The sequence below is a fragment of the Dyella sp. genome (assembly GCF_036746095.1).
Taxonomy (GTDB): Bacteria; Pseudomonadota; Gammaproteobacteria; order Xanthomonadales; family Rhodanobacteraceae; genus Dyella_B.
Genome location: NZ_DAIOEU010000042.1, coordinates 1 through 26,892 on the forward strand (window position 1 = coordinate 1; position 26,892 = coordinate 26,892).

Here is a 26,892-nt window from a genome sequence, read left to right on the forward strand (position 1 = left end):
TCTTCGCATGATCGAATTTCCCCGGACAGCAGTGCGCTTTCGCGGGAATGACGGCGACAAGGGACCGCATCATTTCCAGGCAACCCGCGCCGTTACTTCTTCTCATTGGCCAAGCGCGCCATCCGCTGCGCGTCCGCCAAAATCCCATGCAACATGCGCAACTCGCGCTCATCCATCTGCGCGCGCAAAAACAGCTTGCGTAGCCGCAACATGATCATGGTCGGCGCACGCCCCTTGTGGAAATCGATATCGTCCAGCGTCTGCAACAGATGCTCGAAGAAGCGCTCCATCTGCGCCGCATCCGCCGGCGGCTCGTCGTGCAGCGGCGGTGGCGTCGGCACTTTTTCACCGAGCAAAGCCAGGCGGCATTCATAGGCCATCACCTGCACCGCCTGCGCAAGATTGAGCGAGCTAAAATCGTCCACGCTGGGAATGCGCACCATCGCATGGCAGCGCGCCAATTCCTCGTTTTCCAAGCCCGTGCGCTCGTTGCCGAACACCAAGGCCACCTGCCCGCCACGCTCCGCCGCGGCCAGCGCCTGCCCTGCCGCTTCGCGCGGCGTGAGTTCCGGCAAGTTCACCCCACGGCGGCGCGCGGACAAACCCAGGGAGAAACTGGCGCCAGCCAGCGCATGCACCAGGCCGGCATGCACGCCAGCCCCTTCCAGCACGTCGTCCGCGCCGGCCGCCATGGCCGAGGCCTCCCGATCGGGAAACCGGTGCGGCGAGACCAGCTCCATGCGGGCAAAGCCCATGGTCCGCATGGCCCGCGCGGCACTGCCGATATTGCCCGGATGAGAGGTGCGGACGAGGACGAAGCGGAAGCTGCTGGGAAGGTCGGCAATATCGCTCATGTGGCGAAACATCAGGCATTCAGGAGGGTGGCAAGGATAGTCGAGGCTTCGGCAAGAAGGGACGATGCCGCTTGGCGCCCGTGCGGTCGCTCGCCCGCCCCCGGCCGCTCTGCTACCATGGCCGACCGCTAACCCGTTCTTTTACCAAGCCAAAGCCATGACCAGACCCGCCGTCAACGTCGCGGTACGCGCCGCGCGCTCCGCCGGTAACGTGATCCTGCGTTACATGAACCGCATCGACGGTCTCAACGTCGTTGAAAAGCAACGCATGGACTTCGCTTCCGAAGTCGATCGTCTGGCCGAAGCCGAAATCGTCAAGGAACTGCGCCGCGCCTACCCCAACCACGCCATCCTCGCCGAGGAAGGCGGCGCGATCGGCAAGAGCCCGCTAGTGTGGGTGATCGATCCGCTCGATGGCACGCACAACTATCTGCGCGGCATTCCCCATTTCAGCGTTTCCATCGCCATGCTCGACAAGGGCGAACCGGTGTATGCCGTCGTGTTCGATCCCCTGCGCGATGAACTCTTCACCGCCAGCAAGGGCGATGGCGCCTACCTCAACGACCGCCGCATCCGCGTCAGCAAACGCGAAAACCTCAACGGCGCGATGATCGGCACCGGCTTCCCGTACCGCCAGCGCGCGCACCTCGAATCGCAACTGGCGATGACACGCGCCCTGCTCGCCCAGGCCGAAGACATCCGCCGCTCCGGCTCCGCCGCACTCGACCTCGCCTACACCGCCGCCGGCCGCTACGACGGCTTCTTCGAAATCGGCCTGAAGCCCTGGGACATGGCCGCCGGCGTGCTGCTGGTCCGCGAAGCCGGCGGCCAGTACTGCGACTTCGCCGGACGCGACGGCATACCCGAAAGCGGCAATGTCATCGCGGGTAACCACCATGTGGTGAAAGCGATGGTGGAAGCGGTGGGCGCCAACGCGACACCGGCGCTGTTGCGCGCCTGATGCAGCCTGGGGCGCAAGCCCCGGCATTCCATACGTATAGACATCCATTTGGGGTTCACTCCCCAAGCTTCGCGCGCGCCAAATTCCGTGCCTGGGAAGCTTGCAGGCACGTTTCAAACGAAAAAGCCCACACGTCACAGCTGGCATTCATGCGAGTAAGGAATAGCCAAGCACGCACAAACCGCCTGCTGGTTAGCTGATATCTGCCACCCGTACCTGCGCCGGTATGATTTTTCCTCGCTCATGGGGAACACCGACGACGATGGATCTCGAATTTTTCCGGCATGTATGCCTGCGGGCGGCAACGCTTTGGATCATCCTCGCGCTTACTGCTTGTGCTACGCCTGCGGCCAAGGATTTCGGTGGCAGGTGGAAGCCGGTCAATCATTTCCCGAATGCGCCAACGGAAATTCCGCTGGCCAAGGCATATACATTCTACGCAGCGCCCATGGATGGCACGCTCAAAACCATGCTTACGCGCTGGGCGAAGGATTCGGGCTTGCAACTTTCCTATCTGCTGCCATCGGACTTCGCGTTGTATAGGCCTGTATCGCAACTGCAAACCACGGACGTGCAGGAAGCGATCGGCAAGCTCAACGTGCTTTACGCCCAGCAGGATGTACTCATTTCCGCCGACGGCCGTCAGATCCAGGTGCGCTCGGCCAGCGCCGCGCGCGCTGAAGCTGCCGCAAACGCAACCACCCCCGCCGCGCCAGCCAGTCAGCCATGATGTTCAAACGTACGTCCAGCCGCATCGACGACGCCGTCGCCAGGTCGATCAACTATGAAGTCACCGTGGCCGATCTCGCCAAACGCAGCGAACGTCGCGCGTGGTGGGTAGCTTCCAGCGCGCTCGCGATGGCACTGATCCTTGCAGGCGGTTATTTCTACATGCTGCCGTTGAAGGAAAAGGTGCCGTACATCGTGATGGCCGACGCCTATACCGGCACCAGCACCATCACGCGATTGACCGACGACGTCGCCAGCCAACGCCTCTCCACCAGCGAAGCGATCAACCGCAGCAACGTGGCGCACTTCATCCTGGCGCGGGAATCCTACGACGTGGCCATGATGAACCTGCGCGACTGGACCACCACGCTGACCATGTCATCGCCCGAGGTTGCGGCGCCTTACCGGGCACTGCATGCGCCGAACAATCCAAGCAGCCCCTACGCCGTCTATGGCAAGGATCGAGCGATCCGCATCAAGATCCTGAGCATCACGCCGATCGGTAGCGGCGCGCAACAAACCGTGCAAGGCGCCACGGTGCGCTTTCAGCGCAGCCTCTATAACAAGCAGACCGGGGCCAGCCAGCTGCTGGACAGCAAGATCGCGAATCTTCAATTCATCTATAAGCCGAACCTGCAAATGGACGAGCAAGCGAGGATCGAAAACCCCCTCGGCTTCCAGGTCACCAGCTATCGCGTGGACAACGACTACGCCACGTCCCCATCCGATGAAGTGAATCTGCCCGCGCAAGCCGATTCGCCAGAGGCCTCCATGCCTGCGGCTGCGGCAAGTGCAGCAGAAGTACCGTTGCCAACCACCCCAGCACTTGAACAAACCGGGACTGCGGCGCCAGTGAAAACACCAGCACTGCTCCCCAGACATGCTATCGACGGAGCAGGCCGCTAATGAAGGGAATCAAAGGATCCACCCTGGTGGGCATGGCATGCCTGGCGCTTGCGGGTGTTACGCCGCACGCACGCGCACAGGTCTTCCCGCAATACCAGTACCAGGCTGATCGCATCTATCAGGTGCGTACCGGCCTGGGCATCACCACACAGATCGAGCTGAGCCCGCACGAAAAAATCCTGGATTACAGCACCGGCTTCAGCCATGGCTGGGATATCACGCGCCGCGAAAACGTGTTCTATCTCAAGCCAAAGAACGTCGACGTCGACACGAACATGATCATCAGAACGGCGACGCATACGTACATTTTTGAGCTGAAAGTGGTGGCCACCGACTGGACCCAGCTGGACCAGGCTAAACGCGCAGGCGTGCAATACAAAATCAGCTTCACCTATCCCGCCGACGCCAGCTTCAACGCTGACACCGAAGCCAACAAGCCGGCCACGGAGCTGGACACCGGCTTGGTCAAAGGGCGCGCCTACAACTTCGATTATGACTACGCGGCGCGTACTCGCACTGCGCCGTGGCTGATTCCGGTCAATGTCTATGACGACGGTCAGTTCACCTACATCAAGCTCAGCGACCTCAAGCAATTTCCGAGCGGTGACTTCCCGGCGGTGTTCATGCGTGAGAAGGAGCACGCGGAAGATGCCGCGGTGAACACTACCGTCGAGGGCAACACCCTCATCGTCCATGGCACGTATCCCTATCTGGTCATCCGCCACGGTGACAACGTCATCGGTCTGCGAAGGAGTGCGCAAAAGTGAGCACGAACAACCCTTATCAGCCTGCGCACCAGGGCGCCGACGTTACGTCTGGCAACAGTTATTCCCCGCAAGCACCGGATCTTGATGCGGGCGCACCGCAGCTGCGAACGAGCGAAGGCAAGCGAACCAATCGCAACGCCATCTTCGTAGTGGCCAGCGGCGTCGCTGTGATTATTGTGGCGGTGTTGCTGCTCATGAATGGCGTGTCGAACCGAAGTGAGGCGCCGCCGAAGCCGCGCGAGGAAACAGTCAACGTGCCGCCGGCACCTTCCCCCGTGCCCGCCGGCCCTGCCATGCGGCAGGGGCAGTCAGCACAGCCCATCGCCCTCGCTCCGAAGATCCCCGCGCCTCCGCTGCCCGCAACGCCTACCGAGCCGCTCACGCCGCGCGGCCCAACGTTGCGGGAGCGCCGCATGGCTGGCGAAACCACGGCACCTTCATCCGATCCAGCCATGGCCGGCATGCAAAGTGCAGCGCCGGGTACAAGCCTGCCTGGCGGCGTTGGCTCGCTCGCCGACGTATCCAACGCACAGCCTCTGAATAATCCTGACACCTTGATGCTGCGCGGTACCTTCATCCGCTGCGTGTTGCAGACGCGCGTAGTGACCGACTACCCGGGGTTCACTTCCTGCACGGTTACCGAACCTGTGTACTCCTTCAACGGAAAGCGCCTGTTGTTGCCCAAAGGCTCCAAAGTGCTGGGCAAATACGACACGGAGCCGAGCACTGACCGTGTTTACGTAGTGTGGGACCGCATCGTCACGCCCACCGGCATCGACGTGAACATGGCGAGCCCTGGCGTGGACAACCTCGGCGGCTCCGGACATCCAGGCCATTACGACGCCCACTGGGGCAACCGTATCGGTGCCGCGCTGCTGATCAGCTTGCTCAGCGACGCCTTCAAATACGAAGCAGCCCAGCACGGCCCGCGCCAGACCACCATCAGCAACGGCGTAGTTACCCAAACGCCGTTCGAAAGCAACACCGCGCAGACCATGCAGAACCTTGCCAACCAGGCCGTGCAGCGCTCTGCAACCCGTGCTGCCACCGTCACCATCAACCAAGGCACGGTCGTCAGTATCTACGTCGCCAAAGACGTGGATTTCAGCGGCGTGGTTGCTCGTTTCTAGATATCGCGGAGCGAGATCATGGATGGCTCAAGCATGGCCCAGGTCAGCAATGACTTCCTCGACTACCAGTATGAAATCCTGGGCATCAAGGATTTCATGGCATCACCCGACGTCACGGAAATCTGCATCAACCGGCCCGGCGAGCTGTATCTCGAAAACCGTACCGGCTGGCATCGCATGGAAGTGCCCACGCTCACGTTCGAGCGCGCCAGGCAGTTCTGCACCACCGTCGTCAACGAAAGCAACACCGGCCAGCGCATCACCGATAACGATCCGGTGGTGTCGCTGACTTTTCCCACGGGCCAGCGTGCGCAATTCGTCATGCCACCGGCCTGCGATGCCGGCAAGGTATCCATCACCATCCGCCTGCCATCCCGGCAGACCCGAACGTTGGCGCAATACCAGGCAGATGGCTTCTTCGCCCAGATCATCGAAGATACCCACGCCCTGAGCGATCAGGACCGCGATCTGCTGCGGCTGCGCGCAGAACGCCGCTACGGCGATTTTTTCCGCCAGGCCGTACTCGACAAAAAGAACATCGTCGTGGCCGGCGCCACCGGCAGCGGCAAGACCACCTTCATGAAGTCGCTGGTGCATCACATCCCGCATACGGAACGCCTTGTCACCATCGAAGACGCACGCGAACTGTTCATCGAACAGCCGAACGTGGTGCATCTGCTTTATTCCAAGGGGGGGCAAAGCGCCAGCAACGTCACCGCCAAAAGCTGCATGGAAGCCTGCCTGCGCATGAAACCCGACCGCATCATCCTGGCCGAGCTGCGCGGCGACGAAGCGTTCTACTTCATCCGCAATTGCGCCTCTGGGCACCCAGGCTCCATCACCAGCTGCCACGCCGGCAGCATCGGGCAAACCTGGGACCAGCTCGCGCTGATGGTCAAGGCATCGTCCGAAGGTGCGGGCCTGGAGTTCGCCACCATCAAGCGCCTGCTGATGATGACCATCGACATCGTCGTGCACATCAAGGCCCACGCTGGCAGCCGCTATATCACCGGCATCGACTTCAACCCCGGCCGCACCCTTCAACCGCAGCCGATCTGAGGAGCCCGCCATGCTGCCAGGATTGGAAATGATGAGCTGCCCGAACCTCGCCGTGTCCGCGGAGGTGATGCAGCACGTCGTGAACGTTGAATCCAGCCATAGCCCGTTCGCCATCGGCGTGGTCGGCGGCCAATTGGTGCGCCAGCCGCAAAACCTCGACGAAGCCATCGCCACCGTGCACATGCTGGAACAGCAGGGTTACAACTTCTCCGTGGGCATAGCGCAAGTCAACCGCAACAACCTCGTCAGATACGGCCTGGACACCTACGAGAAAGCTTTCGACACCTGCGCCAATCTCGCCGCCGGCTCGCGCATTCTTGCCGAGTGCTACGCAAGCTCCGGCAACGATTGGGGCAAAGCCTTCAGCTGCTACTACTCCGGCAACTTCATTACCGGCTATCGCGATGGATACGTGCAGAAAATCTACGAATCCATCAACCGGAGCCTGACGCTCGAAGGTCACCAGGTTGCGTCCATTCCTGTTACGGCAACGCCCGGCAACACCAAGCCAGCCGTCAAATTGCTGGTAGATGGCAGCGCTTATCGCATCGCCATGCGCAGCACGGCCCCGGACACGGCTGCAAATGCGGTTGTTGCATCCATCGCAGCACCCGTGGCCGGCTTACCTGGTGATGCGCCACAAACCGACCACGCCGCGAACAGCACGGAAGTCTCATCCAACGACAGCGCCGCTGCGCGCGATGTCTTTGTGCCGCAAGTAAGCGGGCCGAACGACCCAGTAACAAGCACTGCACCCCCTCAGGTAGCCACTTCTGCACCCGTCGATCCAACCGACTTACGCCAGGGAACGCGTGATGAAGCCTTCGTCTTCTGAAGCCGCAACGCGGTCCAAATTCGTCCAACAAACGCCAGCCGCGTTCGTCGCGATGGCCACCTGGCCTCGAAGCGTTTCGAGATGTTCGCCATCACCCTGGCGACCCGTTCGCCGTCAGCCATCCCTTTTCCACCGTGCAACACCCTCAACAAGGAGTCTGAGATGAAACAGCTCGCCCCCATCAAGTACAACTTCCAAAACGTGCTTCCCGTATTGATGCTTGGCCTGACCGTGCTCGCCACCGTCGCACTGCCGGAATTGGCATCCGCACAAGGTACCGGTTTTGCCGGCTCGGATACGAAAGTCTGCGGCTTCTTCGACAACGTGACCGGGCTGCTCAATATGGCTTCGATCGCCGTGGTCACCATCGCCATCGTCTTCTCCGGTTACCAGATCGCCTTCGCGCACAAGCGCATCACCGACGTGGCGCCCATCCTGATCGGCGGCGTGCTGGTGGGCGCAGCCGCACAAATCGCCAAGATGGTGGTGGGCGACACCGGCGCACAGCAATGCACCGCCATGGTCATGCAGGTCTTGAGCCACTATGCATAGAAACCCACTGTTCCGCGGCTGCACCCGCCCGCCGATGTTCATGGGCGTGCCCTACGTGCCCTTCTTCATCGGCGCCGGCTCGTGCCTGCTGTTGGCGATGTACACCAACCTCATCTTCCTCGTGCTTATCCCGTTCGTCATCTTCGTGATGCGACAGATGGCCAAACGCGACGAGATGATCTTCCGCCTGCTCGGCCTGCGACTTCAGTTCCGCACACGCGTGCGAAACCTCAAGGAGCACGATGGCATGTGGGTGTTTACGCCCAACAGCTACCGTGGCCAACCAGGGCATGACTAGCAGGCAGACGACCCGCTCCGCTGAACAGCCGGAGCGGGTGCACCTACAGACTTTTTGATTCCTTCTCGCTAGGTTTTAACTCTCACAACGGCACGAAGCATGTTGATACCCGACGCTCCCATCAGCGAATGCATTCCGCTGTCGACCCATGCATCCCCCACCGTCATCAAGACCACCGGTGGCGATTTCCTCATCGTGTGGCGACTGGATGGCCTGCCCTTCGTCGGCAAGGATGCGTCAGATATCCAGCATCGCCACAACAGCTTCAACCGCATGCTGCAAACGCTACGCGCGCCCGATTTCGCCAATGTCGCCTTCTGGGTGCACGACGTGCGCCGGCGACGGCGCCTGAAAGACAAGAGCCGCTTCGATCAAGCCTTCAACCAGAGCCTGTCGGATGCCTATTTCAGCGCACTCTCCGAACAGAAGCTCATGCAGAACGAGCTTTACCTCACGCTGATCTACCGCCCTGTCGTGAGCGGCAAGCGCTTTGCCGAGAAAGTCCGCGACATCGACCGGCTCAGGGCGGAGCAGGATCACGCCGTAAGCACCGTCCATGAGCTGGCCGGCAACGTCGAAGCGGTACTGAAGGATTACGCGCCCCAGCGCCTTGGCATGTACGAGTCCGGCAACGGGGTGGTGTTCTCCGAAACATTGGAATTCTTCGGCTACTTGCTCAACCGCATCGACGAGCCGGTGCCGGTGCTGCCCGCACCGGTATACCGGTATCTGCCGGTGAGCAAGCAACGCTTCTCCAGCAAGACCGGCGATTTCGTACTCACCACGCCCAGTGGCGAAAACCATTTCGGCGCCATCCTCAACATCAAGGAATACACCGAAGGCACTTATCCCGGCATCCTCAACGGCTTGAAGTACCTGGATTTCGAATACGTCATCACCCATTCCTTCAGCCCGATGGGCCGGCATGCCGCACTCAAGGCACTGGAGCGCACCAAGGGCATGATGATTTCGTCCGGCGACAAGGCGGTAAGCCAGATCATCGAGCTGGATCAGGCGATGGACCAGCTTGCCTCCGGCAACTTCGTGCTCGGCGAATACCACTTCACCATGGCGGTCTATGCCGCAAGCCAAGATGCGCTCTCCCAACACATCGCCGCCACGCGCGCGGAGCTTTCCAATGCCGGCTTCGTCTCGGTGAAGGAAGACCTGGCCGTTACCGCCTCGTTCTATTCACAGTTTCCCGGCAACTGGAAATACCGCACTCGCCTGGCGAACGTCAGCTCGCTCAACTTTCTGGGCCTCTCGCCCCTGCATAATTTCGCCATGGGCAAGAAGGCCCACAACCCGTGGGGCGATTGCATCACCACCCTGCAAACCAACAACGGCCAGCCGTATTACTTCAATTTCCACGCCACCCATCCCAACGAGAAATCGGAAGGCGAAAAGGCCGTGGCCAATACCTTGGTGATCGGCAAATCCGGCACCGGTAAAACCGCGCTGATCAACTTCCTGCTCAGCCAGGCGCAGAAGCTCTCGCCCACACCCACCATCTTCTTTTTCGACAAGGACCATGGTGCGGAGATTTTCGTGCGTGCCTGCGGCGGCAACTATCTGGCACTGGAAAACGGCAAGCCCACCGGCTTCAACCCGTTCCAATGCGAGCGCAACGAAGCCAACGTGCAATTCCTGGCCGAACTGATCAAGATGCTGGCTGGCAAGAGCATCTACAGCTCGCGCGAGGAAGAAGACGTCTTCCGCGCCGTCGACAGCATGCTCGATACGCCCATGCACCTGCGCAGCATGACCAACTTCCAGAAGAGCCTGCCCAACATGGGCGACGACGGCTTGTTCGTGCGCATGCGCAAATGGACGGCCGGCCACTCCCTCGGATGGGTCTTCGACAACCCCAAGGACACCGTCGATCTCTCCCGCGCCGACATCATCGGCTTCGACTACACCGACATCATCGACAACCCGGAAGTACGCGCCCCGGTCATCCACTATCTGCTGCATCGCCTGGAGACACTGATCGACGGCCGCCCGCTGATCTACGTGATGGATGAGTTCTGGAAAATTCTCGACGGCCAGGGCGGGCTGAAGGAATTCGCCAAGAACAAGCAGAAAACCATCCGCAAGCAGAACGGCCTGGGGATATTCGCAACGCAAAGCCCTGAAGATGCCCTCGCCAGCGACATCGCCGCCGCTCTCATCGAGCAAACCGCCACCATGCTGCTGTTGCCCAATCCGAATGCCAGCCGCGAGGATTACATCGACGGCCTGAAACTTACCGAAGCCGAATATCAGGTACTGGTAAGCCTGGACGAGCGCTCACGGGCATTCCTGGTCAAGCAAGGGCACGGTTCCGCCGTGTGCCAGTTGAACCTGCGCGGCATGGACGATGCCCTCGCGGTGATCTCCGCCTCCACCGACAACATCGACGTCATGCATGACGTCATACGCGAATGCGCACAAGGCGAAGGGATGGCGGTTGACCACCTGCGGCCAGAACAATGGTTGCCCACGTTTTATGAGCGACGCAAAGGTAGTGGCAAATCACGCCCCTCGCCGTCGCCACAGCTTCCAAACCCGCGTAACCCGCAACAAGCACGCGCATAAATGAGTCAGGCACATGGAGACGCCTTTATGAAAAATCACAATCTTGGCCGGGCAAGCCTCAAAACAAGCTTGATGGCCACCGTATGGCTGGCTCTTGGCATGGGCACGAACACCAGCCACGCGCAGGGCGCGGAAATCGTGCATGACCCGATAAGCCTGGCCGATTCCATGCTGCATTGGGCCAAAGAGTCCGAAGAGTGGGCAAAACAAGAAGCACAACGCATAAAGGAAAACAGCGAGTGGCTTCAGACCGCCGAACACTATCGGGAGGTCATGCAGCACTACGCCGCGCAAGTAGAGTTCTGGAACCAACAACTGATCAAGCTCAAAGGCCTCAATTTCGAGGCCTTCACCCTGCGGCATCAATTCACTTACATCGAAGACGACTACGGGGTGGACGATGCCTGCCCGGGTGCCGACCGGTCATTGTCGGGTGAGATCAGCAGCGCCTTGAAAAGCATCACGCCCGACATGGGCGGCGATGTCGTGAAACAGCAGCGCGACCTGTGCAAGCTGGTCGTGATGACCAAGAACAAGAAATACAACGTAACGGTCGATTATCTGCAAGCCGTGGCCGATGCCAGTACGAAGTTCATGGAGATTGAGAAAGAGCGCCCGAAGGTCGGGGAATCATCAGGTGCTCTGGAATCCGTCAGCAACGATGTCGCCCGCTATCAGGCCGATTTGCAAAACGCCCGCGACCAGTGGGACACCAACATGAAGCAATACGATGTGCAAATCGACCTGCTTGCACAGGTCCAGGCCACTCTTTCTCGCCGCGCCATTCACGGCAGCCCAAGCGTGCTGGGCACACTCATCAACGCGGCCGCCCTCAAGGCGGCCCTTAGCCAATAGTGGCATCACCGGAGCAGGCTCATGCCAAACATAGGCGATTACATCTATTACTCGCTGGTCCACGACTACCTGAACAAGCAGATCGATGATTTCGGCATGGATCTGATGACTCGCATGACCACCTGGGCCAGCGCCATCGCGCTTACGCTGGTCACGCTGTGGATCATGATCGAGGGTTACCGCCTGCTCACCGGCAAATCCCGCGAACCCCTGATGCATGCGGTCATCAACATGGCCCGCATCGCCGTCATCGTTTCCGCCGCCACCACCATGTCTGTCATGGGCACCAACCTGCACGACTGGCTGACCATCGGCCTGGACAAGGAAATCCATACCTTGTTCACCGGCAGCGACAGCAAGACGACCGCTCAAGCGATCGACAAGAACCTGGCCTATACGCAGATCGCACTGAGCACCATCGATGCCGTGCGCATTGTCCCCGGCGATCAGGAGATGCAGCAGGCCAAAGACCGCTCCATGCTCATCGCCACCTTCGGCACCGCCTCCCCGCCCATGGCCGCCGGCGCCATGCTGTTGCTCTACCAATTCGCCATAGCCCTGTTCGTTGGCTTAGGTCCGCTCTTCATGCTGTGTCTGCTGTTCGAACAGACCAAAGACCTCTTCCGCCGCTGGTTGCTGTACGGCCTCGGCACCGTGTTCTCCATGGCCATGCTCAGCGTGGTCTGCACCATGGCGCTGGATTTGACCTTGAAAGTCAGCGAAGCCTTTTGGGCAGGCAAGTTCTTCAACGCGTTTCTGGGCAACGACACCGAGGGCGTCACCAGCCAGGCGATGCAGCAAGGGGGTATTGGTCTGCTGATGACGGTGCTGATTGTTTCGGTACCGCCGATGGCGGCGGTGTTTTTCAATGGGACGATGGGAACGTTCTTCGCCTTCTCACAATTTGCGGGTGGCCCGTCGAGGCTGGGACCGCAAGGGCAACCACCGGGGTCGTATGGTGGGGGATATGTACCACCGCCAGCAGGCACCAGATCAGCAAGCACCGAACAAAACACTGACCCCCGTTTCAACCCAACTACCAATCCTGTCCGCCCCACCCAGACCACCGATACAACCAATAAAGACGCAGTGAAATACAAACCTCGCGACGGAGAATAAATATGAAACAACTCGTATTGATCTCTCTACTATTTGGCCTGCTGGTGTTTCATATTCCTGCACGTGCCGATGGCAATTGCCCTCCTGGGTATTACTCCATCGGCGGTCAGGGGGTGCAAGGATGCGCCCCCCTTCCTGGCTATGACCAACAACAACCACAAGCACCCGCTGCACCATCTCCGCGATGGGAGTCACGCTGGGGTGCGATTGCCATGGGCACGGATGGAGTTCGCGGTGTTCTAGGCGCCAACACTGGAATGTCGAGCAAAGCCGCCGCAGAACAGGGTGCGATGGCAGATTGTGCGAATAAGGGAGGATCCCTTTGCAGGGTACAGGTTTCTTACGCCAATGGCTGTGGAGTGGTCGTGGTGGGAAATCCGGGCTTCAATGCAGGAAACGCAGCCACCATCGACGACGCCGCCCGCGAAGGAATGAAGGTATGCAAAGAGGCAGGCGCCACGGACTGCCACGTTTACTACTCTGCCTGCAGTCTTCCGCAGCGAATCCAGTGACGTCACACGATGAGACGCTTAAGACTTTTCATCTTGTCGCTGGCCTCCCTTATCGTCGTTTCTGCCTGCGGTTCCTCCATGAATACTCCAGACATCAAGCACAGCCCGCACCCAAAGATGCGCTATGAGATTACGTTGATGATCAAAGACGCGCCAGGCCCCTTCGAATCAGTCAAGGGCTACATGCTCTACAAAGTAGTTAACGAGCAATGCTCACCGTTCGAGGAGTTCGCTGGCATTTACCGTCCTCCGCCAGATCAGGACCTACCCTTCACGCTCACTCGTGTGAACAATCAGGAATACAAGGGCGTGATCTACTTGGATCTTCTTCAGGATGCTGACTATTACGGCAAAGGCGTATGTCATTGGAATATGCCGTTCGTTCTTGCCAACCTGAAAGTTGGTGAAGTGACTTTCGCACCAGATATGTCCCAATCACAAATCATCCAGCAGCAATCCATCCCTCAGTACTTCCCCAAAAAAGCGTACGGCGACAACTCGATTAAGAACATGGGTTATGCAGGTTCCACCATGTCGGACGTTGTTGCCCGCTATCGTGAGGAATTCTTCTCTATCACACTGTCCGCCAAGGAGCATTTTGAGTGACCATCAAATCGGACGACTGTGCACTTCTATCTCAGGACGCTTATATAGACCGTGCAAACGAGAAAGTCAGCAATAAGCCGATATCTATCGGCGAATGCAAATACAAAATCATCGACACCGAAAACAACGACCTCACGGGTTATCAGGGCACCGCGTACCAAAAGCTCGATGCCAACGGCCACCCCACCGGCGAAGTGATCATCGCCCATCGCGGCAGCGAATTCGATCGTGAATTACTCAAGGATGGCTTCATAGCCGATGGCGGCATGGTCCTCGCCGGCCTCAACGCCCAAGCAGCTGTCGCGCAAGCCTTTACCGAACGCGTCATGGCAAAAGCCAGAGCAGCCGCCAAGGACGCGCATGTGCCTCTTGAAGTCACCGTCACCGGTCACTCCCTCGGCGGCGCCCTTGCCCAACTCATGGCTTATAAATTCCATCTCCACGGCATCACCTTCAACGCCTACGGCGCTGCCGATCTCGGCTATCACATTCCCCAAGGCGGCGACTTAGTCACCAACTACGTGCGCACCACCGATGTGGTCAGCGCCGTCAGCCACCATTTCGGCAAGGTCATTGTCCTCGCCACTGCCGACGATATCCATCGGTTGGAGCACAACGGCTACCACGAGCACGCGACCACGCGTAATCCCTTGGGCGCCGTCAACGTCGACGCGCACAGCATCACCAACTTTATCGATCAGCCCGGTCGCCCTTCCGACATTTCTGCGGAAAACGAAGCCCGCGCTCGCGCCCATCAACCAGCCATCTCGCTGTATCGCGAAGACATGCGCGACCTCCGTGCAAATGTCTTCTCCCTGGCCTGGCGGTTGGCGCAGAAGAAGGAGACCGCGCTCACGCTTGGCGCTGCAACCACGGCGGCCTTACTTCATGGCGACCGCGACACCGCCCAGAAGCTCGCCAGTGTGGCCGCCCACCGCGCCGTGGATAACGTGGAACATGCCGCTCACGTCGCCACGAACACGACCATGCTTGGCATCACGGCCATTGACCAAACCGGTGCTTACGTCGCCAACCACATCAAGCAGGACTTGCACGCGCTGGATCAGGCAGTAGAGCCCATGACTCGCGCCATTCACCAGGCTGGCACGTATGTCGTCGATCACGTCAAGCACGACGTCCAGCAGCTTGGACAAAGCGCACAACAAGCTGTGCAGCCTTTCGTTGAAGGCGTGGCTCATTATTCCAATGCCGCACGCGGCGTACCTGTGCCGCCAGAGTCACAAGTGGCTGCCATCGCGGCGCAAACGGAACCATCGCCGCAACAACACATGCTGCAAGCATTGCAACGCCTGCAAGAACAACTGCACCGGCTGCAATCCCAGTACATGCCCGAACACGCCGTACCGCAGCAACGCGAACCTGAGCCGCCGGCCAAGGAACGCGAAGACGCCACCACAAGCAGAGTCGACGTTTCCGCCATTACCCCGCACAGCTCCATCGACGACATGTTCGAAGCCCTGTACCAGGCCAGCGTCGTGAAAGATCACGCGGCCATGAGCGCCGTCTCGCAAGCGTATCTGCAATCGGATCACGGCCAGGCGTGGCTTCAAATGGGCCGGGACTACAACGAGCAATTGGAGCGGCAACAAGCTCTTGAGCAGCAAATGGTTCGCAAAGGCCCCTCGATGAGTCGCTGATCGCAATCGCGCTGCTCATCACCGCCTCCAAAGGAATGCCCATGTCCACACTGGAAGTCAAAGCCTTCTCCCTGCAACTCAGTACTGCCATCGATGGACTGGAAAAACGCATCGACCACGCCGTACGCCAGTCGCTGCAGGTTACGCAGGCACTCGATCAACAAGCTAAACACTCCCTGGAAACCAGCAACAACTTGACCCTGGAAGCCTTGGCGCAGATTCGTCAAGGTACCAAACAGGCCATCACGGAAGGCGGTCGCGATGCCGTGCAGGAACTCGACCACACGATGCGTGAAGGTACCCAACGCATGGATCAGGCCATCGCACAACTTGAATTACATCTGCAACATGTGAGGCGTGCGAACACCTCACATGCCTGGAAAACCTTTGTTGCCAGCGCTGTCGGCTCGCTCGCGGTAATTGCGGTGGCTGCCTACGTGAGCTTCCAGGCCCACGCGGATATCAAGCGCTCGGAATGGATTCAACAGATCAACGCCGCTGTCGACGCCGGACAATTGGCTCCTTGCCCGGATGCCGGTCTGTGCGTGCACGTGAACAACAAATGGGTGCGTCTGCGTGGCAAATAGCCATGCCAGCCTCTTGCTGATGAACATCCGAATCATGGCCATCAGCTACCGCCTTCTCACGAGCTAATCCCACGGGCCCCTGATGGACGCGCTTACAAGGTAGTAACCAAGATCAGGCTATCGCTCCCATGGTGCGAGCGAATGAACTCCAAAGCACGGCGCGGCCAAGCGCTGGCACTCGCAATAACCGATCAAGTGATTCAAACGACTATTACCCCGACTATTACAGGCTTTCACTACACATTTTATCGGCATATACCAGCTGTACCCAAATCGCATCAGATCGGATAGTTAAAGCCAGGGGCCGATTTCGAGCGATACACGGTTTACGAGAAGAACCGCGCAGGCACCCTTTTTGCCCAAGCAAAACAATGGAGCTGTCATGCAAAACCATCAAATAATCAGATGTTTTAAAACATTTTGCATTTTAGCCACAACGCTATTGGCAGGGTGCGCTCAAATGCAAGTAGGAGGAGGCAAGAATCCCGTTGGTGGTTCGGCTGCGGGCTCCGCTAGCACCGGAGCGGCCAGCACACTGGAACACTGCCCGCGTCCTCTCGGAACGCTGGCCGTGGAAGAAAACGTCAACGATCCCTGGTATGCGGTACTTACCCAGCAATACAAACTGCCATCTACGGTTCCGCTGATTTGCCTGATGGTGCAACAGAGCAACTGCTTTGCCGTCGTCGACCGTGGCCGGGCGATGGGCTCGATGATGGGCGAACGTGGTCTGGCTGCCTCGGGAGAGTTGCGCGGTTCGAGCAATATGGGGCACGGCCAGATGGTCGCGGCGGATTACATTGTCACGCCTTCCATCCAGTTTTCGGAGCATACCGGTGGTGCACAGAGTGCTTTGTCTGCTATAGGCGGCAGCTATGGGGCGATCCTTGGTGCTGTCGCGGGCTCCATGAAAAGCAGTGAGGCGTCCACCACCATGATGTTGACGGATACGCGCTCGGGCGTGCAGGTTGCAGCGGCACAGGGCAGTGCCAAGAACATCGATTTTGCTGGAAGCGCCCTGCTGAAACAATTTGGTACAGGCGGTGCAAACATGGGGGCTTATAGTCAAACGCCCGAAGGCAAAGTTATCGCAGCAGCTTTTCTGGACGCCTACAATCAGATGGTGCAGTCAGTCCGCAACTATGCGCCGCAGCGTGTTGCCGGAGGCTTGGGCACAGGTGGATCATTGGCGGTCGATGGCACAAGCAGACCAGGGGCCGACGGCAGCTATTCGCTCACCGATGCACAGCGCAAGCTGGCGGAGCTGGGCTTATACAACAGCAGAGTAGACGGTCAGCCTGGCCCGGGAACAAGCCGCGCGATCACCACGTTTCAGCATGCCAACGGCCTGCCCGTTACTGGCCAGCTGGACGCTGCAACGATCAGCGCATTGCAAGCTCGCTGAGCTTTCCCGGATAAAACGCCCGGCATGGAAAGCTGCCAGGCGTTTTATTTAGCTTTGACTGTTGCGCATGCGCGATATGCCCGGCTGGCGCTCTTGGTTAAAGGCGGGAAGCTTCAGATATATCAAGCTTGCGTTATACCGCCTCATGACACACCGCCTCAATATTGTGCCCATCCGGATCCAGCACAAACGCGGCGTAATAATGCTCGTGATAATGAGGGCGAAGACCGGGCTTGCCATTGTCCCGGCCACCTGCCGCCATGGCCGCCTGGTAGAAGGCATCGACCATCGCGCGGGTGTTCACACGAAACGCCACGTGGATGGCCGGCTGATTGGGCACGCCGCCGCCGATCCAGAAATCCGGCTTGGGCGGTTCGCCGAAACCTGCCACGTCGGTGTAGCCGGTGACAGAGGCGGGGAATTCCATCAATAACGCATAGCCAATGGCGGAGAGCGCCTTGGTATAGAACGCTTTGCTCTTTTCGTAATCACGTACGGAAACGCCGGTGTGGTCGATCATGCTTTGGTCCTTGGACAAGTGGCCGGAATACGGCTCCCAGCTTTTCGCGATGGGGTGTTGGGATTGTCATCCCCGCCTGCGCAACTATTGCGGCAGATTGAGTTGCCACGATACGCCGAAGCGGTCGTTGACCCAGCCGAACTTTTTGCTGAAGCCATAATCATCGAGCGGCATAAGCACTTTTCCGCCATCCATGAGCTGCGAGAAAGTCCGCTCCAGGCTTGCTTCACTATCCAGGTCAACGAATAGCGAAAGCGACGGGGTAAACGTAAAGGCATGCTCAATGGGACTGTCGGAGCAATAGAACGATCGCCCGCACAAGGTGAATTGCGCTTTTTTCACCTTCCCTTGCGCACCCACGTCGTGTGCCCCCCAATGCTCCACGGAAACAATGCCGGCATCGTCGAACAAGGACACGTAGAACTGCATCGCTTTCTCCGCAGTTCCTTCGAACATCAAAAAAGGGGTAATGATGTGTGCCATCAGTCGAGCTCCTCGTGTTGCGGCAACGCGTCGGTAATCGTGTACCACGGCGCTTTCGAGCCGACATGGATATGCGCGGTCGGCCGTATGGAGGGCTCGTCGATCAGCGTGCCATAGGTGACATGCACGTATTGCCCCTCGCGAACGACGGAATACAGCAGCGATCCGCACCGCTTGCAGCGCGCGTCATGCCCCTGCTCGTCGCCAAATATCGACAAAGCGTCCTCACCCATGATGACGCTGAGCTTGCCTCGTTCGATGCCGGCAAACGGCTTGAAGGCAGAGCCGGTCGCCTTGCGGCATTGCGAGCAGTGGCAATTGAGCGCGTAGAGGAAGCGATCTTCAACGTGATAATGCACGTCGCCACATAGGCATTCGCCCGAAAGCATTCGGCCGCGGCTTGCTTCAGGAACACTCGTACTCATGCCCGCTTTCCTCTGATGATCAGGTGGAACGCTTATGCAAAAGAAATTCAGTGTGGCGGCTGGCCGGTTTCGCGCAGGAACGCCCGCAGGAACGGTACGGTAACCCGCCGCTGGGCCGCCAGCGACGCCTGGTCCAGCCGGTCGAGCAAATCCAGCAGCGCGCCCAGGTCGCGCGCGTAACGTGCAAACAACCAATCGAGCACGGAGTCGTCCAGCTCTATGCCGCGCAACGCCGCCTGTTGCTTGAGCACGTCGCGGCGCTCATTATCATCCAGCGGCTTCAAGGCGAACTGAGCGCAGGCGCCGAGGCGGGAGCGCAAATCCGGCAGGATAAGCGGAAGCTGGGCCGGCGTAGCCTGCGCCGTGAAGATCAGCGCCGTGCCTTCAGCACGTGCGCGATTGTAGAGATCGAACAGCGCGTGTTCCGCTTCGCGCTCGCCAGCCAGCACATCCAGATCGTCAAGCGCGATGAATTGGCTGCCGGCGATGCCGCGGATCGCCATGAAATGTTCGCGCAAATGCTTCAACGGAAGATATTGCACGGTGCGACCGGCTTCGTGCGCTGCCTGGCATGCAGCCATAAGCAGATGACTCTTGCCACTGCCCGTTGCACCGCTCAGATACACCCACGGCGCGCCAGCCTGCGTAGCAAGCATCTGTACCGCCGCCAGCGCGGCAGCATTGGCCACCGCGTGGAAATGCTCGAAGCGCTGGCGGCGAGGCCAGCGCAATCCCAGTGGCAGTTGCGCGGTCATGGCTTGTCGCTGTGGCCGGTGACAGTCACGGGCGCAGCGCCATCGCCGTGAACGGTCACATCCACTTCGGCGATCACGCTATCGGGCGCGCCTTTCTCGGTGTAGAGGTCACTGAGCCGATAGCGTTGGGCGAGATAGCGCAGCAGCACCAGGATGACGGACGCGGCCGGCAAGGCGAGCAGCACGCCCAGAAAGCCGAACAGATAACCACCGGCCAGCACGGCAAAGATCACGGCAACCGGATGCAGGCCAATCTTCTCGCCCACCAATCGCGGCACCAGCACATAGCCTTCCAGCAATTGCCCGACCACGAACACGCCCACCACCATCAGCAGGTTTGCCCAATCGCCGTGTTGTACCAGCGAAGCGATGATCGCCGCGGCAAATCCGGTAATAAAACCCAGATACGGCACGAAGCTGAGCAAGCCGGCGACCATGCCGATCAAAGGTCCGACCGAAATCCCCACCAAGGTAAGCGCCACGCCGTAATAGATGGCCAGCGCCAACATCACCAGCAATTGCCCGCGCACGAAGGCGCCGAGCACGGCGTCGGATTCGCGCGCCAAGTGTTCGACCGTCGGTTGAACCGAGCGCGGCAGCATGCGATCGATCCACGCCACCAGGCGGTCCCAATCGCGCAGCAGGTAGAACCATACCACCGGGATCAGCACCAGGTTGGTGAGCCATGCAACCACGCTCACGCTGGAGCGCGAGATGGTGCCCAGCACGGTGCCGATGGAACCGAGATGTTCCTTGATCTGATCGACCAGCCGTTCGGCGTCGAACGCCTTGGGGTCCAGATGCAGCTTGGCCTGCAACCATGGCAAGGCGGTGTCCCTGCCCCATTCCAGGTAGCGGGGAAAGTTCTGCACCAGGTTTTCGACCTGCCGCGCGATCAGCGGCACCAACAACAGCAGCGCTGCGGCAATCGCCAGGATCAGCACCACGAACACGATGCTGACCGCCAGGGTGCGTCCCAAGCCGAGCCGCTCCAGCCGGTCAGCGAGCGGATCGCTGAGGTAGGCCAGCATGGCGGCGACCGCGAATGGCATCAGCACCGGCGCGAGCAGCCACACCAGCAGCCCGATGGTGATGATGATTGCCAGCATCTGCCAGCGGCGGGATGTCTCTTGGCTTATGGACACGAAAGGCTCGTCAGGATGGCGCGAACGGAAGCAAGTGTGGCTGATGTGCGGGGCTGTTCAAAGCCTTGCAGACCCGTGCGAGGCTTTCCCTACTCCAGACCTCCGCGCGGCGGGGTAATGGCGTTTGCATGGCGTAACTGCCAGGCCCGGCGCGACCAATACAGCACGTAATGCACGCCGCTCGCCACACACAGTGCCGCGACCAGCCAGGCCAGCACCGTTGAGCGCAACGCCGACCCATGCGCCAGCGCCAGCAATACCGCGAGCAAATAGATGATTTGCGCCAGCGTGCAGGCCTTCGACAACAGGCTGGGCCGCGGTTCGATCGGACCGATCCATACACGCCAGCCCAGCGCACCCAGCGCAATCACCAGGTCGCGCCCACACACGGTCGACGCCAGCCAGGCGGGCGCTTGCTGGCGCCATGCCAGGATCACGAAACATGCGATCAGCAACAGTTTGTCGGCCACCGCATCAAGGATGCCGCCAAGGCGGCTCTGCCAGCCGTAGTGGCGCGCCAGAAAGCCATCCAGCCCATCCGAAGCGCCAGCCACCGCGACCAGCAGCAAGGCGAACGACCAGCGCTGCTGCCAAAGCAGCCAGCAGATGGGCGCGACAAGCAACACGCGCACCATCGAAATGGCGTTGGGCAGATGACGCCAGGGCGATTGCGACGCTAGCGGCATCGCGACGCCCATGGCTCAATGAAGCCAGCGCAGCGTGGCATCCGCGCCATCATGCGCCTGGCCTTCCATCACGCGCCCGCCGGCCGCGAGATTGGCGACGAGATTGTCCAGCGGCATGCCCGCCTTGACCGACAGCATCACGCCATCGTCCTGGGCGCCGGTGGTGGCGACGTTGCGCACGGACGGATCGGCCCGCAGCGTGGCGAGCAGGTTGGCGTAATCCATGGCCGAATGCAGGCCCGATACCCACACATTGCCGGTGACGTCACCCGTGGCGATTACGTTGAGTGCCTGACCCAGGCGGCTGGTGGCGCTTTGGCCGGCCTCGGCGAACAAAGTATTCGGGTCGGTGCCTTGGGTGTTCCAATGCTGGGATTGGCCGCCGCTGATCAGCGTCCAATCGGCGCTATTGCCATGCACGTTGCCGAGCAGTACCAGGCCGGTGTGATAAAGCCGGCTGATCGCCGACAACGCGGCCGGATCGGCATCGGCCAGCTTGCCCAGGTCGGGCAGCTGGGATGGATCGGCATAGCTCGCCTGATAGCCGCCCTTGTTCACCGCACTGGTCAGCCGGCCGAGTTCTTCCTGCGTGAGCACATGGCCATCGGCCGCCTTCACCACCAGCAACAGCGGCGGCTTGACTCCTGCGGCCGTGGCGCCCAGTTGGGTCACCAGGCGTTGCACGGCGCCTTGATCGAAACTCACCGTCAGCGTGAACGTAGGCGGGTTGCCACCATCGGCCTGGTACCGAAACTGTTTGACGATGCCTGCCGCGTTCTGCACGGCCTCGGGATAGCCGGGCTTGCTGCTCAGATCCTGGCCACCGGAAACACGCACCAGCACCTGTCCGAGCGCGGACTCAAACGCCTGGCTGCGCTGCGCTGCGCTGGTATCGGTGACCGGCACCACCACGGTATAGGGGGAGTTGGTGGTCTGCCCATGCGCCATCGGGGCAAGCCCCAGGACGAGGCCAAACAACAGGAGGGCGATCGGCAAACGTGGCAGACGCATGGGGTCAGGGACCATAGTTGGGGACAGGGAATCCGGCAAAAGTCTGCCCAATCCAGCTCTTAACGTCTATCATTGGACGTTTCTCCAAGCTCAGGCTGGCCATGTCCGACGCCCTTACCTACCGCGCTGCAGGCGTGGATATCGATGCCGGCAATGCCGTGGTCGAACGTATCAAGCCGCTTGTGAAGCGCACCTTTCGTCCCGAGGTGATGGGTGGCCTGGGTGGCTTCGGCGGCCTGTTCAACCTGGGTACGCGCTACAAGGAGCCGGTGCTGGTCTCAGGCACCGATGGCGTGGGCACCAAGCTCAAGCTCGCGCAGCAATTGAACCGTCACGACACCATCGGCATCGACCTGGTGGGCATGTGCGTGAACGACGTACTGGTGCAGGGCGCCGAGCCCTTGTTCTTCCTCGATTACTTCGCCACCGGCAAGCTGGACGTCGACACGACCGTGGCCGTGGTCGGCGGTATCGCCAAGGGCTGCGAGTTGGCTGGCTGCGCGCTGATCGGCGGCGAAACGGCCGAAATGCCGGATATGTACCCGCCGGGCGAATACGACCTGGCCGGTTTCACCGTCGGTGCGGTGGAAAAAGAAGCGCTGCTCAGCGGCGACAGCGTGGTCGCCGGTGACGTGATCCTGGCCGTGGCTTCGTCCGGTCCGCACTCCAATGGTTACTCGCTGATCCGCAAGATCGTGGAACGTGCGGGCAACCCGCTTGAGCTGGATCTTGGCGGCGTGAAGCTGGCCGATGCGCTGATGGCGCCGACGACGATCTACGTAAAGCCGATGCTCGAGCTGCTCAAAGCCACCCCTGTGCACGGCATGGCGCACATCACCGGCGGCGGCCTGAAGGAAAACATCATCCGCGTGGTGCCGGACGGCCTTGGCTTGCATATCGATGCTGCCGCCATCGTGCTGCCGCCGGTGTTCGATTGGCTGATGCGCGAAGGCAAGGTGACACGCGAAGAAATGTGGCGCACCTTCAATTGCGGCGTGGGCTTTACGGTGCTGTTGCCGCGCGATGCGGTGAGTGCGGCGTCGGCGCTGCTCGCCAGGCATGATTTGAAGAGCTGGGTGATCGGCGAGGTGGCGCAGGCGCAAGGCGGCGAGCGCGTGCATATTGCATGAGGGGCTCAAACTGGCCGTGAATTTTGTGGCCGTCATTCCCGCGAAAGCGGGAGTCCATCTTCGCTTTTACATCAGAGCAACATGGATTCCCGCTTTCGCGGGAATGACGGCCGGAAAGAGCATAGATTTCGCAACCGACCATCCAACATGCCCGCACCTCTCCGCATCGCAGTCCTCGCCTCCGGCCGCGGCAGCAACTTCGCCGCGCTGCTCGCCGCACGCGAGCGCGGAGAACTGTCGGTGGAATTCGTGCTGGTTGCGAGCGACAAAGCCGATGCTCCCGTCCTCCAGCTCGCGCAAAGTGCAGGCATCCCCACCACGGTGCTGGACCCGCGCGAATATGCCGACCGTCGCGCCTACGATTTCGCCCTGTTCGATCGCATCGGCGCCAGCAAGCCGGACTTGCTCGTGCTGGCCGGCTTCATGCGCATCATCGACGGCGATGCGCTGAAACCGTGGGCGGGACGGATGATCAACATCCACCCTTCCCTGTTGCCCAAGTATCGCGGCTTGCACACGCACCGCCGCGCGCTGAAGGCCGGCGATCTCGAGCATGGCGCAAGCGTGCATTACGTAACGGCCGAACTCGACGGCGGCCCGGTGATTGCACAGGCCACGCTGGCGATCGAAGCCGGCGACGACGAAAACAGCCTCGCCGCGCGACTGCTGCCATTGGAGCACCAATTGTTGCCGGCAGTCGTTGCATGGATCGCCGCCGGCCGCTTGGCGCTCGGTGACGAAGGCATCCTTCTGGACGACGAACCGCTTCGCAAACCTTTGCGGTGGCAGAACGGCGTACTCGCTCCCTGATTGCCATCAGGCGTTCAGCATCTGTGCGTACACTGCCGATCCATGCGCACACACAACCTCATCCGCTCTCTCCTCGCTAGCCTCGCGCTGGCTGTTTCCACCGCTGCATTGGCTGCACAGCCGACACCGTTCACGGCGACGTACGCCGTGACAAGCCAGGGCCAGCCGATGGGTGAAGCAACCATTACCCTGAAAGCGCTCGGCAACGGTCAATACGAATACAGCAATCAGATGCAGGGCACGTCCGGCCTGGCAGCGGCTTTGGGTGCCAATTCCAATGACGTCACTCGCTTTCGCTGGAACGGCAATGCGCCGGAGACCGAAAGCTATACGTCCAAGGTTGTTGCGTTCAAGACCAAGCAGCGCAGCATGCAGGTCAACTGGAGCACCAAGCAGGTGAGCGTGGACGAGGGCAAGGGCGTTACGAACTATGCCGCCGTACCAGGCATGGTCGATCGCAACACCATCTCGTACGCACTCGGCATGGCATTGCGCAACGGTGGACAGAACGTGACCTTGCCGGTGGGCGTGAAGCAGCACGTGGAACAGCAGCAGTTCAAGGTGCAAGGCAGCGAGAACGTGAAAGTGCCGGCGGGGAGCTTCCAGGCCGAGCGTGTGTCGCGCACCGATACGGACAAGCACTTCGAGGCGTGGTATGTGCCGACGAAGTATCCGCTGCCGGTGAAATTGGCGCAAAGCGATGGCGGGGATTTGACGTTGGAGCTGGTGCGCTACAGCTCGCCGTAAATCACTCTCTTACTGCACACATCACATGGCCGTCATTCCGGCTTTCGCGGCAATGACGGCCATTGAGGTTCAGGTCAACGAATGAATTACGTCGGCAACCGACGAATCCGCGCCCCAAGCGTGCTGAGTTTCTCTTCGATGTTCTCGTAACCACGATCGATGTGATACACGCGGTCCACCGTGGTATCGCCTTGCGCAACCAGGCCGGCCAGCACCAGGCACGCCGAGGCGCGCAGGTCGGTCGCCATGATCGGCGCACCGCTCATCTTGTCCACGCCGCGGATGATCGCGGTATTGCCTTCCAGGCGGATATCCGCACCCAGGCGCTGCAATTCATGCGCATGCATGAAGCGGTTCTCGAACACCGTTTCAGTAATCACGCCGACGCCTTCCGCCACGCAATTGAGCGCCGTGAACTGCGCCTGCATGTCGGTGGGGAACGCGGGATACGGCGCGGTGGTGATGTTCACCGCTTTCGGGCGGCGGCCCTGCATGTCCAGCTCGATCCAGTCCGGCCCGGTGGAAATGTGCGCGCCGGCCTCTTCCAGCTTCGCCAGCACGGCATCCAGTGTATTGGCGCGCGCGTTGCGGGCGCGGACCTTGCCGCCGGTCATGGCGGCGCCGACCAGGAAGGTGCCGGTTTCGATGCGATCAGGCAGCACTTCGTAATGGCCGCCGTGCAGGCGTTCCACGCCGTGGATGACCAGCGTGGACGTGCCCGCGCCTTCGATCTGCGCGCCGAGCGCATTGAGGCAATGGGCCAGGTCCACCACTTCCGGCTCCTGCGCCGCGTTTTCGATAACGCTGGTGCCATCGGCCAGTACCGCCGCCATCATCACGTTCTCGGTGCCGGTGACGGTCACCATGTCCATCATGATGCGTGCGCCCTTCAACCGCTTGGCCCGCGCCTTGATGTAGCCGTTCTCCACGTCGATCTCCGCGCCCAATGCCTGCAGGCCGCGGATGTGCTGATCCACCGGGCGCGAGCCGATCTGGCAACCGCCGGGCAGCGATACCTCCGCCTGGCCGAAGCGCGCCACCAGCGGCCCCAGCACCAGGATCGACGCGCGCATGGTTTTCACCAGCTCGTACGGTGCGAAGTAGCGGTCGGCGGAACGCGGATCCACCTGGATCTTCATGCGGTCGTCCAGCACCAGCCGCACGCCCATCTGGCCGAGCAGCTCCATGGTGGTGGTGACGTCGTGCAGGTGCGGCACGTTGCTGATCGTGACCGGCTCGTCGGCCAGCAGGCAGGAAGCGAGGATCGGCAGCACGGCGTTCTTGGCGCCGGAAATGCCCACTTCACCGCGTAGCGGCTCGCCGCCGCTGATCAGGATTTTTGCCATGGGTGAATCCTTGAAATAAGTGACGCCAGGGGCGACGGCGTCAACGGCGCGCAGCGGCTTCATCGGGTGTCAGAGTCTTGAGTGCGAGCGCGTGGATGGCGCCTCCCATGAGGTCGCCCAGGGTGGCATACACCAGGCGGTGCCGGGCCAAGGGCAGCTTGCCCTTGAACTGCTCGGCCACGACTTCCGCCTCGAAATGCACCCCATCGTCCCCCTGCACGCTTGCCGTGGCGCCGGGCAGGCCCGTTTCGATCATTGCCTGGATGCTGGCTGCGTCCATTGATTTTCCAAATACTTGCGATGCTGAACACCGGTTGCCAACCCGTACAGATGGAACCATCGGCGACAGGCATCAAGATAGAATGCGAATATGCCATGTTAATGGAAATCCGCTGTCGCAGAAACGACACATGGTGTCGACCTC

At 60.5% G+C, this 26,892-nt stretch carries 30 protein-coding genes; 20 read left to right on the forward strand and 10 right to left on the reverse strand.

What is annotated here, in order from left to right; all coding sequences use genetic code 11:
* Positions 1–92: 92 nt before the first annotated feature.
* On the reverse strand, positions 93–854 hold the full coding sequence (locus V7M64_RS15695; RefSeq protein WP_333680335.1) for an RNA methyltransferase: 762 nt from the start codon (positions 852–854) through the stop codon (positions 93–95).
* A 157-nt stretch (positions 855–1,011) separates the two neighbouring features.
* Here V7M64_RS15695 and V7M64_RS15700 point away from each other — a divergent pair, with 157 nt between their 5' ends.
* The 17 genes from V7M64_RS15700 to V7M64_RS15780 all read left to right on the forward strand — a co-directional run bounded on the left by V7M64_RS15700 (position 1,012) and on the right by V7M64_RS15780 (position 17,410).
* Entirely contained in the window at positions 1,012–1,815 is an 804-nt protein-coding gene (locus V7M64_RS15700) for an inositol monophosphatase family protein (RefSeq protein ID WP_333680336.1), read from the forward strand.
* A 262-nt stretch (positions 1,816–2,077) separates the two neighbouring features.
* Positions 2,078–2,545, forward strand: a complete 468-nt coding sequence (locus V7M64_RS15705; RefSeq protein ID WP_333680337.1) for a hypothetical protein — start codon at positions 2,078–2,080, stop codon at positions 2,543–2,545.
* The gene (locus V7M64_RS15710) at positions 2,542–3,450 is read left to right on the forward strand and encodes a type IV secretion system protein (protein WP_333680338.1); all 909 of its coding nucleotides are present in this window, start codon (positions 2,542–2,544) and stop codon (positions 3,448–3,450) included. The genes V7M64_RS15705 and V7M64_RS15710 overlap by 4 nt, the downstream gene beginning before the upstream one ends.
* Before the next feature lie 32 nt (positions 3,451–3,482).
* A complete protein-coding gene (locus tag V7M64_RS15715; RefSeq protein ID WP_333680391.1) occupies positions 3,483–4,217 on the forward strand; it encodes a TrbG/VirB9 family P-type conjugative transfer protein in 735 nt (244 codons plus the stop codon).
* On the forward strand, positions 4,214–5,347 hold the full coding sequence (locus V7M64_RS15720) for a TrbI/VirB10 family protein (protein WP_333680339.1): 1,134 nt from the start codon (positions 4,214–4,216) through the stop codon (positions 5,345–5,347). The genes V7M64_RS15715 and V7M64_RS15720 overlap by 4 nt, the downstream gene beginning before the upstream one ends.
* 18 nt (positions 5,348–5,365) lie before the next feature.
* The gene (gene virB11, locus V7M64_RS15725; RefSeq protein WP_333680340.1) at positions 5,366–6,406 is read left to right on the forward strand and encodes a P-type DNA transfer ATPase VirB11; all 1,041 of its coding nucleotides are present in this window, start codon (positions 5,366–5,368) and stop codon (positions 6,404–6,406) included.
* 10 nt (positions 6,407–6,416) lie between these two features.
* Positions 6,417–7,241, forward strand: a complete 825-nt coding sequence (locus V7M64_RS15730) for a lytic transglycosylase domain-containing protein (protein ID WP_333680342.1) — start codon at positions 6,417–6,419, stop codon at positions 7,239–7,241.
* Positions 7,242–7,457: 216 nt separating this feature from the next.
* A complete protein-coding gene (locus tag V7M64_RS15735) occupies positions 7,458–7,793 on the forward strand; it encodes a TrbC/VirB2 family protein (protein WP_333680392.1) in 336 nt (111 codons plus the stop codon).
* Positions 7,786–8,091: a VirB3 family type IV secretion system protein gene (locus V7M64_RS15740; RefSeq protein WP_333680343.1), complete on the forward strand. Its 306-nt coding sequence runs from the start codon at positions 7,786–7,788 to the stop codon at positions 8,089–8,091. The genes V7M64_RS15735 and V7M64_RS15740 overlap by 8 nt, the downstream gene beginning before the upstream one ends.
* 99 nt (positions 8,092–8,190) lie before the next feature.
* Positions 8,191–10,668 carry a VirB4 family type IV secretion/conjugal transfer ATPase gene (locus V7M64_RS15745; protein WP_333680344.1) on the forward strand — a complete coding sequence of 826 codons (2,478 nt, stop codon included), beginning with the start codon at positions 8,191–8,193 and terminating at the stop codon, positions 10,666–10,668.
* Positions 10,669–10,695: 27 nt separating this feature from the next.
* A complete protein-coding gene (locus V7M64_RS15750; protein WP_333680345.1) occupies positions 10,696–11,523 on the forward strand; it encodes a hypothetical protein in 828 nt (275 codons plus the stop codon).
* Between the two features lie 96 nt (positions 11,524–11,619).
* Complete coding sequence (locus V7M64_RS15755; RefSeq protein ID WP_333680347.1) at positions 11,620–12,642, forward strand: type IV secretion system protein; 1,023 nt, start codon at positions 11,620–11,622, stop codon at positions 12,640–12,642.
* Positions 12,643–12,644: 2 nt separating this feature from the next.
* Positions 12,645–13,154, forward strand: a complete 510-nt coding sequence (locus tag V7M64_RS15760; protein ID WP_333680349.1) for a DUF4189 domain-containing protein — start codon at positions 12,645–12,647, stop codon at positions 13,152–13,154.
* Positions 13,155–13,187: 33 nt separating this feature from the next.
* Positions 13,188–13,760 carry a hypothetical protein gene (locus V7M64_RS15765; RefSeq protein WP_333680350.1) on the forward strand — a complete coding sequence of 191 codons (573 nt, stop codon included), beginning with the start codon at positions 13,188–13,190 and terminating at the stop codon, positions 13,758–13,760.
* On the forward strand, positions 13,757–15,418 hold the full coding sequence (locus V7M64_RS15770; RefSeq protein ID WP_333680351.1) for a DUF6792 domain-containing protein: 1,662 nt from the start codon (positions 13,757–13,759) through the stop codon (positions 15,416–15,418). Before V7M64_RS15765 ends, V7M64_RS15770 begins: the two co-directional genes overlap by 4 nt.
* Before the next feature lie 41 nt (positions 15,419–15,459).
* Positions 15,460–16,005, forward strand: a complete 546-nt coding sequence (locus V7M64_RS15775) for a hypothetical protein (RefSeq protein ID WP_333680352.1) — start codon at positions 15,460–15,462, stop codon at positions 16,003–16,005.
* A gap of 382 nt (positions 16,006–16,387) precedes the next feature.
* Positions 16,388–17,410 carry a peptidoglycan-binding protein gene (locus tag V7M64_RS15780; protein ID WP_333680353.1) on the forward strand — a complete coding sequence of 341 codons (1,023 nt, stop codon included), beginning with the start codon at positions 16,388–16,390 and terminating at the stop codon, positions 17,408–17,410.
* 133 nt (positions 17,411–17,543) lie between these two features.
* Here the strand turns inward: V7M64_RS15780 and V7M64_RS15785 are convergent, their stop codons facing one another.
* The 7 genes from V7M64_RS15785 to V7M64_RS15815 form a co-directional block, all read right to left on the reverse strand.
* Complete coding sequence (locus tag V7M64_RS15785) at positions 17,544–17,930, reverse strand: VOC family protein (RefSeq protein ID WP_333680355.1); 387 nt, start codon at positions 17,928–17,930, stop codon at positions 17,544–17,546.
* An 84-nt stretch (positions 17,931–18,014) separates the two neighbouring features.
* Complete coding sequence (locus tag V7M64_RS15790) at positions 18,015–18,413, reverse strand: VOC family protein (RefSeq protein ID WP_333680356.1); 399 nt, start codon at positions 18,411–18,413, stop codon at positions 18,015–18,017.
* Positions 18,413–18,838, reverse strand: coding sequence for a GFA family protein (locus V7M64_RS15795; protein WP_333680357.1), 426 nt, complete (start codon positions 18,836–18,838; stop codon positions 18,413–18,415). Before V7M64_RS15795 ends, V7M64_RS15790 begins: the two co-directional genes overlap by 1 nt.
* Positions 18,839–18,885: 47 nt before the next feature.
* Positions 18,886–19,593, reverse strand: coding sequence for a DnaA regulatory inactivator Hda (hda, locus tag V7M64_RS15800; protein ID WP_333680358.1), 708 nt, complete (start codon positions 19,591–19,593; stop codon positions 18,886–18,888).
* Positions 19,590–20,738 carry an AI-2E family transporter gene (locus V7M64_RS15805; protein WP_333680359.1) on the reverse strand — a complete coding sequence of 383 codons (1,149 nt, stop codon included), beginning with the start codon at positions 20,736–20,738 and terminating at the stop codon, positions 19,590–19,592. Before V7M64_RS15805 ends, hda begins: the two co-directional genes overlap by 4 nt.
* An 89-nt stretch (positions 20,739–20,827) precedes the next feature.
* Positions 20,828–21,424 carry a CDP-alcohol phosphatidyltransferase family protein gene (locus tag V7M64_RS15810; protein WP_333680360.1) on the reverse strand — a complete coding sequence of 199 codons (597 nt, stop codon included), beginning with the start codon at positions 21,422–21,424 and terminating at the stop codon, positions 20,828–20,830.
* A gap of 15 nt (positions 21,425–21,439) precedes the next feature.
* On the reverse strand, positions 21,440–22,435 hold the full coding sequence (locus tag V7M64_RS15815; RefSeq protein ID WP_333680361.1) for a DUF2066 domain-containing protein: 996 nt from the start codon (positions 22,433–22,435) through the stop codon (positions 21,440–21,442).
* 101 nt (positions 22,436–22,536) lie between these two features.
* Between V7M64_RS15815 and purM the strand changes: the two genes are divergently transcribed.
* From purM to V7M64_RS15830, 3 genes are all read left to right on the forward strand, one after another.
* Complete coding sequence (purM, locus tag V7M64_RS15820) at positions 22,537–23,565, forward strand: phosphoribosylformylglycinamidine cyclo-ligase (RefSeq protein WP_333680363.1); 1,029 nt, start codon at positions 22,537–22,539, stop codon at positions 23,563–23,565.
* A 147-nt stretch (positions 23,566–23,712) separates the two neighbouring features.
* A complete protein-coding gene (purN, locus tag V7M64_RS15825; RefSeq protein ID WP_333680365.1) occupies positions 23,713–24,375 on the forward strand; it encodes a phosphoribosylglycinamide formyltransferase in 663 nt (220 codons plus the stop codon).
* A 42-nt stretch (positions 24,376–24,417) separates the two neighbouring features.
* Positions 24,418–25,122 carry a DUF3108 domain-containing protein gene (locus V7M64_RS15830; protein ID WP_333680367.1) on the forward strand — a complete coding sequence of 235 codons (705 nt, stop codon included), beginning with the start codon at positions 24,418–24,420 and terminating at the stop codon, positions 25,120–25,122.
* An 86-nt stretch (positions 25,123–25,208) separates the two neighbouring features.
* Here the strand turns inward: V7M64_RS15830 and murA are convergent, their stop codons facing one another.
* Together murA and V7M64_RS15840 are read right to left on the reverse strand one after the other, a co-directional pair.
* On the reverse strand, positions 25,209–26,468 hold the full coding sequence (gene murA, locus V7M64_RS15835) for a UDP-N-acetylglucosamine 1-carboxyvinyltransferase (RefSeq protein ID WP_333680368.1): 1,260 nt from the start codon (positions 26,466–26,468) through the stop codon (positions 25,209–25,211).
* 40 nt (positions 26,469–26,508) lie between these two features.
* Positions 26,509–26,748, reverse strand: a complete 240-nt coding sequence (locus V7M64_RS15840) for a BolA/IbaG family iron-sulfur metabolism protein (protein WP_333680370.1) — start codon at positions 26,746–26,748, stop codon at positions 26,509–26,511.
* Between the last annotated feature and the right edge of the window lie 144 nt (positions 26,749–26,892).